General features: G+C 45.4%; 16 protein-coding genes and 1 other annotated feature. All 16 genes read right to left on the reverse strand.

The features are described from left to right. Positions 1-48: 48 nt before the first annotated feature. A complete protein-coding gene (pheA, locus tag ACI35L_RS01830) occupies positions 49-894 on the reverse strand; it encodes a prephenate dehydratase (RefSeq protein ID WP_439802127.1) in 846 nt (281 codons plus the stop codon). A 69-nt stretch (positions 895-963) separates the two neighbouring features. Next, the gene (locus tag ACI35L_RS01835; RefSeq protein ID WP_049670016.1) at positions 964-1,416 is read right to left on the reverse strand and encodes an ACT domain-containing protein; all 453 of its coding nucleotides are present in this window, start codon (positions 1,414-1,416) and stop codon (positions 964-966) included. Between the two features lie 32 nt (positions 1,417-1,448). Further along, positions 1,449-2,738, reverse strand: a complete 1,290-nt coding sequence (gene obgE / locus ACI35L_RS01840) for a GTPase ObgE (protein ID WP_439802128.1) — start codon at positions 2,736-2,738, stop codon at positions 1,449-1,451. 43 nt (positions 2,739-2,781) lie between these two features. Further along, positions 2,782-3,312 carry a Spo0B domain-containing protein gene (locus ACI35L_RS01845; RefSeq protein ID WP_156185555.1) on the reverse strand — a complete coding sequence of 177 codons (531 nt, stop codon included), beginning with the start codon at positions 3,310-3,312 and terminating at the stop codon, positions 2,782-2,784. 229 nt (positions 3,313-3,541) lie between these two features. Next, on the reverse strand, positions 3,542-3,832 hold the full coding sequence (gene rpmA / locus ACI35L_RS01850) for a 50S ribosomal protein L27 (RefSeq protein ID WP_049670013.1): 291 nt from the start codon (positions 3,830-3,832) through the stop codon (positions 3,542-3,544). 15 nt (positions 3,833-3,847) lie between these two features. Further along, complete coding sequence (locus ACI35L_RS01855; RefSeq protein ID WP_049670012.1) at positions 3,848-4,171, reverse strand: ribosomal-processing cysteine protease Prp; 324 nt, start codon at positions 4,169-4,171, stop codon at positions 3,848-3,850. 10 nt (positions 4,172-4,181) lie between these two features. Next, on the reverse strand, positions 4,182-4,490 hold the full coding sequence (rplU, locus tag ACI35L_RS01860) for a 50S ribosomal protein L21 (protein WP_049670011.1): 309 nt from the start codon (positions 4,488-4,490) through the stop codon (positions 4,182-4,184). A gap of 14 nt (positions 4,491-4,504) precedes the next feature. Beyond that, positions 4,505-4,580 (reverse strand) — a sequence feature (ribosomal protein L21 leader region). Positions 4,581-4,627: 47 nt separating this feature from the next. Beyond that, positions 4,628-6,121 carry a ribonuclease E/G gene (locus tag ACI35L_RS01865; RefSeq protein WP_439802129.1) on the reverse strand — a complete coding sequence of 498 codons (1,494 nt, stop codon included), beginning with the start codon at positions 6,119-6,121 and terminating at the stop codon, positions 4,628-4,630. A gap of 55 nt (positions 6,122-6,176) precedes the next feature. Continuing rightward, positions 6,177-7,043: a M50 family metallopeptidase gene (locus ACI35L_RS01870; protein WP_439802130.1), complete on the reverse strand. Its 867-nt coding sequence runs from the start codon at positions 7,041-7,043 to the stop codon at positions 6,177-6,179. Next, on the reverse strand, positions 7,036-7,818 hold the full coding sequence (locus ACI35L_RS01875) for a peptidoglycan DD-metalloendopeptidase family protein (RefSeq protein WP_439802131.1): 783 nt from the start codon (positions 7,816-7,818) through the stop codon (positions 7,036-7,038). Before ACI35L_RS01875 ends, ACI35L_RS01870 begins: the two co-directional genes overlap by 8 nt. A 129-nt stretch (positions 7,819-7,947) precedes the next feature. After that, a complete protein-coding gene (minD, locus tag ACI35L_RS01880; RefSeq protein ID WP_049670007.1) occupies positions 7,948-8,754 on the reverse strand; it encodes a septum site-determining protein MinD in 807 nt (268 codons plus the stop codon). Between the two features lie 2 nt (positions 8,755-8,756). Then, positions 8,757-9,449 (reverse strand): septum site-determining protein MinC, encoded by a 693-nt coding sequence (minC, locus tag ACI35L_RS01885; protein ID WP_049670006.1) that lies wholly within the window; start codon positions 9,447-9,449, stop codon positions 8,757-8,759. Positions 9,450-9,524: 75 nt separating this feature from the next. Continuing rightward, positions 9,525-10,037 (reverse strand): rod shape-determining protein MreD, encoded by a 513-nt coding sequence (gene mreD, locus ACI35L_RS01890; protein WP_049670005.1) that lies wholly within the window; start codon positions 10,035-10,037, stop codon positions 9,525-9,527. Then, complete coding sequence (gene mreC / locus ACI35L_RS01895; protein ID WP_049670004.1) at positions 10,037-10,909, reverse strand: rod shape-determining protein MreC; 873 nt, start codon at positions 10,907-10,909, stop codon at positions 10,037-10,039. Before mreC ends, mreD begins: the two co-directional genes overlap by 1 nt. A 59-nt stretch (positions 10,910-10,968) precedes the next feature. Beyond that, positions 10,969-11,979 (reverse strand): rod shape-determining protein, encoded by a 1,011-nt coding sequence (locus ACI35L_RS01900; RefSeq protein WP_049670003.1) that lies wholly within the window; start codon positions 11,977-11,979, stop codon positions 10,969-10,971. Positions 11,980-12,262: 283 nt separating this feature from the next. After that, a partial coding sequence (locus tag ACI35L_RS01905) for a JAB domain-containing protein (protein ID WP_439802134.1) occupies positions 12,263-12,416 on the reverse strand: 154 nt, incomplete at its 5' end.

Here is a 12,416-nt window from a genome sequence, read left to right on the forward strand (position 1 = left end):
AAAACCTTTTATTAATCGGTTCTTAAAGGCAGCTTTCTTTTTTTCTATCTAATAACTATAATAACTTCCCATGACATGGACCTTGCAGCCGAGCGCCTCCATTTCAGCGATCGCTCCAGGGAGAAGGACATCATCCATAAGCTGGTCGATATCGATGATGAAGAAATAATTCCCTAAGCCTGTTTTAAGCGGCCTGGATTCAATCTTTGAGAGGTTGAGCTTACGCCAGGAGAACGCAGACAAGACTTGATGGAGCGCTCCGGCATGGTCAGCCGGCAGCAGGACCATCACCGTTGTTTTCTCCCCTTTCCGCGCGAGCCCATCTAATCGTTCACCAATTGGTTTATGGCTGAGTACAACAAAGCGGGTGTGGTTATGGGCATAATCATGTATATCTGGCTTCACAATCGAAAGCCCGTATTCCGCGGCGGCCATTTCATTGGCAATCGCAGCAGCTGCTTCCTCTGGATGCTCACTGACATATTGAGCCGCAAACGCTGTTGAGGTGACATTCTCACATCTCACACCCTTCAGCTCTCCGTGTAAATATTTATGGCATTGAGCAATTGCATGGCTGTGCGAATAAATGCACTCGATTTCTCCGAGCAGCTCTGCACGCCTTGGATGGACCATTAAATGCTGGCGGATAGGCGAGGAAAACTCAGCCGCAATTGGTACACGCACTTCATGGATTAAATAGTCCATCGTAATATTGACTGAGCCCTCCAGCGCATTCTCAAGCGGAACAACCGCATAATCCACTTCTCCCTTGTCTGCTGCATCTATGCATTCAGGTATTGTGCCGTACGCTATTCTTTCGGAATTATCAAATAATTTAGTTGCTGCTAAATCACAGAATGTTGCCTTTGGACCTAGAAACGCAATCTTCTCCAACTGTCTTTCCCCCTAGTCGTCTAGCTGAACTTCTCTCTTTATAAGAAAGAGGCCCGGTTCTTTCAGCCATTAGGCACCCGAGCCAAGTATTTCTACCTTATCAACAAACTCCAAGCTCTTTAATCGATGGATAAATTCATTCATATCAATCTGCATATCCCCTGTATTCAAGGAAAGGGTGACATTCGCCTTTCCTTGAAGGGGGATGGTTTGATGAATAGTCAGAACGTTGCACCCGGATGAGGCAACAATCTGCAGGAGCTCTGACAGTGTGCCAGAGCGGTCCTCAAGATGAAAGAAGAGCGTGATAATCCTCTCCTTCACAACACTATGGAAGGGAAAGACTGTATCACGGTATTTATAGAAGGCACTTCTGCTCAGACCGGCCTTATTGACCGCATCCCACACAGACAGGACCTTGCCGCGTTCAATCATCTCTTTTGCCTGCAGCGTTTTTTGCATAGCCTCTGGCAAAACATCCTCCCTTACGAGGAAAAATCGCTTATCCAACTTTTTCTGCATCCAAACGCCCCCTAATCACCATTCAACCAAGCTTAATCAATAAATTCGAATTCATATTCCATCAAGCGGACAATATCTCCATCCTCGGCGCCGCGCTTACGGAGGGCCTCATCTACGCCCATTGCACGAAGCTGGCGGGCAAAACGCTTAACGGATTCATCACGGCTGAAGTCAGTCATCTTGAAGAGCTTCTCAAGTTTCTCGCCTGTTACGACAAATGTGCCGTCAGATTCACGCGTAATCATGAACTCTTCTTTTTCTGCTTCATGCTTATAAAGGACACGGTGAACACCGGTCTGGTCTTCATCATGCTCAAGCGGGAATTCCGGCGTTTCTTCAATCTTATCAGCTACCGCATAGAGAAGCTCGCGCAGCCCTTCACGTGTAACAGATGAAATCGGGAAGATTTGTACATCCTCCTCCAGGCGTTCCTTGAAGGCCTTTAGGTTCTCCTCGGAATCCGGCATGTCCATCTTGCTTGCAGCAATGATTTGAGGCCTTTCTGTCAAGCGGAGATTGTATTCCTCAAGCTCCTTATTAATCGTCACATAATCCTCGTATGGATTGCGCCCTTCCTGGCCGGACATATCAATGACATGGACAATGACACGTGTCCGTTCAATATGACGGAGGAATTGATGACCTAATCCAACGCCTTCATGAGCCCCTTCAATCAATCCTGGAAGGTCTGCCATAACGAAGCTGCGTCCGTCCTCTGTTTCCACCACGCCTAAATTCGGAACAATCGTTGTGAAATGATATTCTGCGATTTTCGGGCGCGCTGCTGAGACAGATGCCAGCAAGGTTGATTTCCCGACACTTGGGAATCCAACAAGCCCGACATCAGCGAGCAATTTCAATTCCATAATGATATTTCGTTCAACACCCGGTTCACCTTTTTCGGATAATTCCGGTGCGGGATTCGCTGGTGTGGCAAAACGGGTATTACCGCGTCCGCCGCGTCCGCCTTTAGCAATAATCGCACGCTGGCCGTGCTCGGTTAAATCAGCAATGATTTCACCAGTATCTGCATCAGATACAACCGTACCCGGCGGTACCTTGACAATCATGTCCGGTGAATTCTTGCCGTGCTGATTCTTGGACATTCCGTGTTCTCCGCGCGGAGCCTTGAAATGCCTCTTATATCGGAAATCCATTAATGTCCGAAGTCCTTCTTCTACTTCAAACACAACATTTGCACCATGCCCGCCGTCACCTCCGGCTGGGCCTCCTTTTGGCACATACTTTTCTCGGCGGAAGGCTACCATTCCGTTTCCGCCGTCACCGCCTTTTACGTAAATCTTGACCTGATCCACAAACATGGGCGTTTGACACCTACTTTCTTTCACCTGTTTCTCTTTGTTGCTATCTTACCGTTAATTCAAAGAAAAAAGAATTTTTATCACCTGAGGGGACTGACATTTCTATAAAATCCGGCACCGAAAGGCCATCAAAAAGACAATCAAGACTATCTACATGTCCCTGAAAATCGAATCCGACCCTCAAGGCAGCTTCTTCAGACCCGCTGATCATAACCATCAGTGTATGTACGGAACTGCCGGTCAGCTGCTGATTCAGTGCATCAAAGAAATCACGCACAAAGCCTGTCAGCCTGCTGTCATATTTAGCAAGCCCGCTAATATCGTCGATAATCTCATATCCGAGCTCGAATGTATAATGAAGCCAATTGCCTGTCAGCAACAATTCTGCCAAGCATGGCATGTCCAAGTTCGACACTTTCGCTTCCTGTTTCGCATCTATAATGATTTCCTCAATTAGCCCTGACACGCGGTCCATTTTTCCTAATGCTAGATTACCTTGAATCAGCTGAATCTTATTCAGCCAATCATGCCGTGAGTGCCTCAATAAATCGATAGTGGTCCATTTAGTCTCCATCTCCATACATTCTCCTGTCGGATAATTTAAATGAGGTCCTGATTTATTCTACATATGTTTATACTAGTATAGCATAGCTGTTTCCTTATTTCTTCAGGAGAGGAATACATCGTCAGCAGCAATATATTTGGGGTCTATAAGGAAGTGTAACATCAAGCTTATTAAGCATAGGAGGCTTATAAAAAGAAAACTCCAACCGATGAGGTCAGAGCTTCATTGTTTGTTATTATTATGCTTCTTGTGCTACAGGGTATACGCTCACTTGTTTCTTGTCGCGGCCTAAGCGCTCGAATTTAACAACGCCGTCTACCTTAGCGAAAAGTGTATCGTCTCCACCACGTCCAACGTTCAAACCTGGATAGATTTTTGTACCACGTTGACGGTAAAGAATAGAACCACCACTTACAAATTGGCCATCAGCACGTTTAGCGCCAAGACGTTTGGAAATGGAGTCACGTCCGTTCTTTGTGGAACCTACTCCCTTTTTGGAAGCGAAGAATTGAAGATCCAATCTTAACATTTATTCCACCTCCTGTTAGCTATTTATAATTTTCATGTATTTGCCATAGTCACGTTCAATTGTCTGCAGGGACACAAGCATGGCTTGAATAAGAAGCTGTACCTTTTCGTCCTCCTCCGTTACCGGAAAAGTGACTTCGAGATAGCCGCCCTCTTTGCCAGCCTGGTCAATCTTAGGCTTCACATTTGTTAAGCTTAGAATGGCATTGACAGAGCCGAAGGCTACCGCCGATACCCCGGCACAAACAATATCCTGACCTTTTCTTGCAAAATCGGCGTGTCCTGACAGGCTGAACGATTGAACTCGCTCGCCATCTCGAACTACCTTTACTTTAATCATGCGCGTCGCCTTAGAAGCTGATCTTCTCGATCGTTACTTTAGTGTAAGGCTGACGGTGACCTTGTTTCTTACGGTTGTTCTTTTTCGCTTTGTATTTGAAAACGATGATTTTTTTGTCTTTACCTTGTTTTTCAACTTTACCTGTTACAGTAGCGCCTTCAACAACAGGGCTTCCAACTTTCACATCGTCTCCACCAACGAATAAAACTTTGTCGAAAGTAACAGATCCACCTTCTTCAACGTTCAATTTTTCAACGTAGATAGTTTGACCTTCTTCGACTTTAACTTGTTTACCACCAGTTTCGATAATTGCGTACATACCTGCACCTCCTTGAATGATCTAAGACTCGCCAACGGCAGGCGCCACAGATGCGGACTTATAACCTGACATGAGCGGTTGTAGCATGGGTGCTACAAACATAACAAACAAATACTATCATATAGAGACATTCATTGTCAATCTTCTTTTAGCGTCAATCGCAGCAGGCTGTCCCCTTCCTGTTGAGAGGATGCACGTCTCGCTCTCTCATCAAGCTCTTTAACGGACCCCGTTGCACGAATGACGAAACGATGATTTCCTTCTACTGCCGCCTGTCTGAATAGAACCTGCTTCCCATGCGGTTCCAGTTCTTTTCTCCGCTCCTTTAAAAGGGCGAAGAATTCCGGATCAGCATCAATCCAGATGCACTCATCCATCACATAACGCATGCCCTCGAGCTGCCTTGATAATTCATGCCACTCTGCCTTATTCCCTTGAATATGTCCGTTCCCATGACAGCGCGGGCAATCATCAAGCATGAGCTCATATAGGTCCGGCCCTTCTTTTTTGCGTGTGATTTGCAAAAGGCCAAGCTCTGTGAACCCGACAACGACCGACCGCGTCAAATCACGCCCAAGCGCTGACTCCATCTCTTCCTTTACCTTCTTGCGGTCTGCATTTGAGGTCATATTGATAAAGTCGACAATAATGATGCCGGATAAATTCCGCAGGATGACTTGGCGTCCAACCTCTTTTGCAGCAAGCAGGTTCGTCTCAAGCATCGTTTTCCGCTGGTCATGCTTGCCGGTGAATTTCCCCGTGTTCACATCAATGACATGCATAGCTTCCGTACGCTCAAATAGCAAATAGGCACCATTAGAGAGCCAGATGATTTTTTTTACGGCCTTTTCCAGGTCTGCCTCTGCCTGATGCTCTTCAAATAGAGGAATTTTGCTCTTTGCCCGCGAAATCGTCCAGTCATCTGTAGAAACAGCCTCCTTTAGAAGGCTGACTCCCTCAGAGGAGTTTGTGTAGCACTCCCCGCTAGTTCCATCCGTCCATTTTTGCACGATTTGCGTCATCCGATTATGCCCGCTTACAAGCCCTGGCGCCTTCACGGAATCTGCCCGCTGAATAAGCACCTCATATCTTTCACGAAGTCTCGCAAGCCTGTTCACGAATTCTCCTTCTCCTGCCTCAAGGAGCTGCGTACGGACAATCACTCCCTCATCTTCCCGCAAATGGTCTAAAGCAATGCCTTTCCATTTATCTGCCGTTTGGCGGCTTGCATTTTTGGAGGTTCGGACGAAATGCTCTCCCTTAATTAACACAAGTTCAGGATGAGAGATCTCAATCAGCGCGCTCACCTTTGCTCCCTTCGTTCCTTGAGGGTCGCGCACAACCCGGACAAGAAGCTTCTCTCCCTGCCTCACATAGGCGACGCCCGGCTTTCCGTCCGAGAGCTGGTAGCGCGGTGTCTCCTCAAAAGGCAAATAGGCATTCTTTTCAAGTCCGATATCCACAAAGGCCGCATTCATGCCAGGCACAACTTCCCGCACAATTCCGGCATACAGATTGCCTGCATACGGACCCTCTCCGTCACGTTCAATATGGAATACGTGAAGCCTGCCATCCCTCCAGATGCCAAGCCTTTTTTCTCCATTCTGATAATCCAATAAAATTTTATCCATAAAAATATCCTCCAACTGGCTCTTACTCTAACTTTAGCGAGTACGCCTCTGCCAGTCAATAAGGATAGAGCAGCTCCCCAATCGGCCTGTAGGCAAGCTTTGAGGTAAAGCAGGCATGAAGCACCTCTGACTCATCCAGCTTGCCAATTTCCTTCCTTTCATTCTTAATGACGATGACATGCTTATTATCCCTCCGGAAATGCTCAAGAATCTCAAAGATGGGCGTTTCCTTTTCCGCCTCAAGCCTTGAGATTGCCCGAATATCCTGCTGATGACCATAATGCCGCTCAAGCAAAAAACGCATGAACACATATTGACGGTGCTTCCATTCCTTCCAAAGCGAATATCCGAGAAATCCGGCAATGACCCACCAGTTGAAATTCAGTGGATTAAGCATTAATAGGCCAGCTAATAAAATAGCCAGAGAAACAAGAGAATACTGAATGATTAAGCGGTGTGCCTGGACGAATGGATGACGGAGGCTTAGCAGGATAAACAGAAGCTTCCCCCCATCAAGCGGCCAGATTGGCAAAAGATTTACTGCCAGTATGACTGTATTGAAAAGGAGAAACTCTTGATAAAGATGACCAGGCATCCATTCGTTCACATAGAAAAGGAAGGCTGCCCCGTAAAGCCAGAGATGCTGCGCCGGGCCAGCCAGCAGCACAGCCAGCTCTTCCTTCCAAGGAAGGTTCCCATGCTCCTCTGTCTCAAGCTCCCCTCCAAACGGAAGGAGCGTGACCGCCTTTATGCGCCAGCCATATATTTGCGCTGCTGCGGCATGGCCAAGCTCGTGAATTAGGACGAGCGAAAACATCATCAATATTTCCGCAAACTGCGCTGTAATGACTCCCAGTCCCATAACCGCCCATGTCAACGGATGAATTCGAATCTTCCAGAGTACCGGCAGAATCTTATTCAAAGGAAATCACCTCACCCGGGTCAATGAACCGACCTTCGGATTTCAGCGCAAAGTAAAATTCTCCTTTCCCCTCCTCTTCCTCTGAAGCTTGAACCCTTCCAAGCTTTGCCCCTTTCTTAACCTGTTCGTAAAGACTCACATCAATCGATTCTAAGCTTCCATACCAGGATTCACTCTTGTCAGCATGCTGAATAATGACCGTTTTTCCATATTCCTCTTTTTCACCCGCATAGATGACTACTCCTTCTTTCACGGTTCCAACAGAGGCTGCTGCGGCCGTCTTCACAATAACCCCTTGACCATTGTTCTCAAAGCTCTCCATGATTGTCCCGCTTGCAGGCATAGAAAAATCTTCTTCCTTTTCTTTGTCTGCATTCTCCGGAAGGAAGGCAAATGGCTGGCCAACGGTTTCATCAAACCAATTAACAACACTCGCAAACTGAAATTCCTGCTCATACACTCCACCGATAAGCTCTCTAGCATCATCTGTCCAAGGCGCTGATGTTCTGTAAACAATGGCCATTACAAGCACGAGGCAGGTCGAGGCCAATACCTGAAAGAGCATCCATTCCTTCTTGATAAACACCTTATTAGGAGGACTTTTGATTCCCTCATCGTAAACGACCATATTCTCCGCACCCCAATCAAGCTCCTTGTCAGCGAGAATCGGACTCTCTCTCTGAGCCTCCCTTTTCTGATAACCAAGGTTCTTCTCTCTGTTCTTCCGCCGCTGGGCTATCCGTCTGCGGACATCTGCGCTGTTTTTGTATGCCATCCCCTTCACCCCTTAAGAAATACCATGTTAATTAAAACTATGAGTTTCTCGTCCAAGCTATGACTGGAGATGATAACGCAAAAAAGGCCCGCTGCAGCTAGGTTTACCAGCTGAGCAGGCCTTTTGGGATTAATTTTTAACACCGAATAATTTTTTTATGCGCGTGAAGACACCTGTCTTCGTTTCCTCCAGCGGTTTAAGCGGAATGGACTCGCCCAATATCCGGCGCGCAATGTCACGGTAAGCGATGGACGCCTTATTGTTTGGGTCAAACACGATGGGTTCACCTTGGTTAGACCCTTTAATGACATCATCATCATCAGCGACAATACCAATCAGATCGATGGAGAGATGGTTAGTGATCTCATCAATATCAAGTACATCCCCCTGCTTAAGCATATGACTTCGGATCCGGTTGATTACGAGCTTAGGAGCTTCAACATCCGGCTCCTTCTCCAGCAAGCCGATAATTCGGTCTGCATCACGGACGGCTGTTGTTTCTGGGGTCGTCACAACAATCGCCTTATCCGCACCCGCAACAGCATTGCGGTAGCCTTGTTCAATTCCTGCGGGGCAGTCAATAATAATATAGTCGAAATCGACTTTCAAACTCTCAATTAATTTCTTTACTTGCTTCGGTGTAACCGAAGACTTGTCCGCCGTTTGTGCTGCAGGCATTAAATAAAGCCTGTCTTCGAAGCGTTTATCCTTAACGAGCGCTTGATGCACCTTGCATCTTTCTTCAATGACATCCACCAAATCATAGATAATCCGGTTCTCAAGCCCCATGACTACATCTAAATTTCTTAATCCGATATCTGTATCGACCAAACAGACTTTTTTCCCCATTAACGCCAAGGCTGTTCCGACATTGGCACTTGTTGTCGTTTTACCGACACCGCCTTTTCCGGAAGTAATTACGATGGCCTCTCCCATGGCTATACGCCCTCCTCAAATAAGGATATATTCGGTCTCACTTTACTCAAGACTTGCAATCTATCAAACATGATTTCATTCGATTGATTCACATAAGCACATGCCATCATCTGGTCATCCTGCTCATGATGATCAAAGGAGTTATACAATATATCCCCAATGGTAATCAGCGCCGGCTTAAAGACAGAAGCTGAAATCACACAATCCTTATTGCCATTAATGCCTGCTTCGGCCCTTCCTCGCAATGTGCCCATCACAAATATATTGCCGCCGGCCTTAACGGTACCTCCAGGATTGACATCACCGACAAGGAGAAGATCTCCCTTCACCTCAAGCACCTGACCAGAGCGAACAATCTTCATTTCCTTTGTGACAGCCACTTCTTCTGCCATTCGCTTCGATTCTTCCAAAAGGATGACATTTGATTCGACATCCTTTACGGTCATATATCCTTTTTTCTCAACCAATTCCACAAGATGAGTGGCTTGCTCATCCGTTAAATATCGATTACCCGTATGTATAGTGACGTGTATACTGGATGCCGGCTCATTATTCGCCAGATGCTGATGATGAATGGACAGCTTTTCATCCAGGTCCCTCATTGCTTCAGAAAAGGAGGATGTGTCATCAATGACAATCATTAATCCTTGTTTACTTCCTTTAATCATAACATGCTGTACAGTTTTTTTCCCCATGACGTCGTGCTCACCTCAATGCAATTTAATTCGACATAAGCGCTGGCAAATCCTCTTTTAGCGGTATTCCGCCGCTTAGAGGTCTTCCTCTACTACCCATTTCTTCATCCATTTTGCAAATAAATGCGCAAATAGAATGAGGAAAACAAGATTCAGCAGTAAAGTAGGCAGCAATCTCATTTTTGCAAAATCAATGAAACTCAATGAAGCAAAACCAATCAAACTGTTCACCTCATACACGATGATCTCAAGAACAGATATTGCAAGCAGGCTGACCGTTGAGACAATTCCCAGATTCACTTGCAAAACCTTCATCAGCTGAGATGAAAGGTAGACCATTAATGGCAGGGTGAACGTGTAAATGCCCAGTATTTCTGTATAAACAACATCGTAAAAAATTCCAAGCCCGAAACCATACCATATAGCCATTTCCTTCTTGCCGTATACGGTCAAGAACACTAAGAAAATCATAATGAACCTCGGTACGAGAATATAATCCGTCTTATTGAGGAGGCTTGAGAATACCTCTACGAAAATACCTTCTGAAATAAAGACAAGCACCGCAAGAAGGAATACCCTAATTTTCATTATAGGTCATCCCCCTCAGTACTTTCTGTATCGACCTCGGCAGTCGAACGTTTAACAATCATGACATCGTTGACATCATCAAAATTGGCTGCAGGCTTAATATAAGCCGTCTGTGTCAATCCATACTGATCAATGATAACCTCTTCCACTTTGCCGACAACCAGTCCTTTAGGGAATACACCTCCAAGGCCGGAGGTTTCCACATTGGAGCCTTCCTTAATATCCGCATCATACAATAGTCCTGTGAGCATGAGCGCTTGCTTATCCTCATCAAACCCTTGAATAAAGCCGTATGCGGGCTTCTTCCCCTGCACGACAGCGGAGATGCGGTTTTGCGGGTCAAGTGCTGTCAGCAGCTGAACAGTGGACGTAAATTGGGACACACTTTTCACCTTGCCAATCAAGCCTTTAGCCGTTATGACAGCCATATTCTTCTCAATCCCATTGACACTTCCCTTGCTCACGGTCAAGGTTTCATGCCAGCGTTCCGGACTTCTTCCGATAACGGTCGCTTGAGTGACGGTAAATTCACTGAGCGACTCTTCTTTTTCAACCATTGCTCGCAGCTCTTTGTTTTCTTTTTCTAGATCATAAATTTCTGTTTCAAGCTTCACATACTCTTCCAGGCGCGCTTTAAGATTTTTATTTTCCTCATATGTATTTCTTAAATCGGAAAGATTCTCAAAAAAGCCCGCTATTGCAGAAGCGGGCTTATGGAAAATTGTTTGCACAAAGCCGGCAGAGTCCTTCATAAACTGTTCCGGCCAGCTTAGTTCATCTCTTTCCCTAAGTGAGAACCCTATTAAAGACACCAGAAAGATGATGCTAATCAGCAAGATAATCAATTTTTTGTTTAAGAAAAATTGCGGCATATTCTTGCTCCTTCATCGTTATTATCCTCTTTCGGGATTTTTCAGGCTTTATTCGGTTTTTATTTCGTTGCTTTCCCCTTGAACAAATGGATATGGTCAAGCGCTTTTCCTGTACCAATTGCTACGCAGTCAAGCGGGTTTTCCGCAATTAAGACAGGCATTTTTGTTTCTTCAGAAATCACCTTATCAAGGTTGCGAAGTAAAGCTCCGCCTCCTGTCAAGACAATTCCGCGGTCCATAATATCCGCAGCAAGTTCTGGCGGAGTTTTTTCAAGCGTGTTCTTCACGGCATCAACAATCGCATAAACAGTATCATGCAACGCTTTTGCAATCTCTTCAGGCGTGATTTCAATTGTTTTTGGTAATCCAGTCAACAGGTCACGGCCGCGGATTTCCATGTTTTCAACACCTTCTGGATCACCAGCAGAACCGATTTCCAATTTGATGGCTTCAGATGTACGATCACCAATCATAAGATTGTAATTCTTACGGATGTAGTTAATGATTGCTTCATCCATTTCGTCACCGGCAATGCGGATGGATTGACTTGTTACAATACCGCCAAGGGAGATAATAGCCACTTCAGTTGTACCGCCGCCGATATCAACAACCATGCTTCCTGTCGGCTCCCATACAGGCAGGTTCGCACCGATTGCTGCCGCAAATGGTTCTTCAATTGTATAAGCATCACGTGCGCCAGCTTGTCTAGTTGCATCCACAACCGCTCTTTCTTCAACGGCTGTAATGCCGGATGGCACACAAACCATGACATATGGCTTACGGGCAAACAAGCCTTGGTTTTTCAACGCTTGCTTCATATAATATTTCATCATCGTAGCTGTTGTATCGTAATCAGCGATTACCCCGTCTTTCATCGGGCGAAGAGCAACAACATTCCCCGGTGTACGGCCAATCATATTCTTCGCATCATTACCGACAGCAACGATTGATTTTGTATCAGTTTGGAAAGCCACAACGGATGGCTCACGCACAACGATTCCTTTTCCTTTTACATAAACCAGCGTATTGGCAGTTCCTAAATCAATTCCTAAATCTCTATTTCCAAGCATTTTTTAATATCTCCCTTTCTGAAACGTATTCCATATTAGGCATGAATTTTTTCCATTATATTTTTCTATATAGGTAAAAGAGTTTATCTTCATGACTTTGTTAATTATATTGTCGATATCTGCATAAATCCATTCTTCCATTCAGAAGATCATCCGCGGATTTTCGCCTTATTTCAGCAATAATAACGCATAACAGAGCTTTTTTTCCGTAAGAGGCTGAAAATAAACCCAGTTAAAAAATCATACGTTATATTATAGCTCATCCTTTTTTGAATTCATAGTATTATAAATATCCTTTTTCTTTCAGACTGACATATTTCTTCTCTCCAATAACCAAATGGTCCAGCACTTCAATTCCCATGATTCTTCCGCACTCGACAAGGCGTTTCGTCACTTCAATATCTTCTCGGCTTGGGGTCGGGTCACCTGAGGGGTGG

Origin of the sequence: Pradoshia sp. (assembly GCF_051873915.1) — a bacterium.
Taxonomy (GTDB): Bacteria; Bacillota; Bacilli; order Bacillales; family Pradoshiaceae; genus Pradoshia.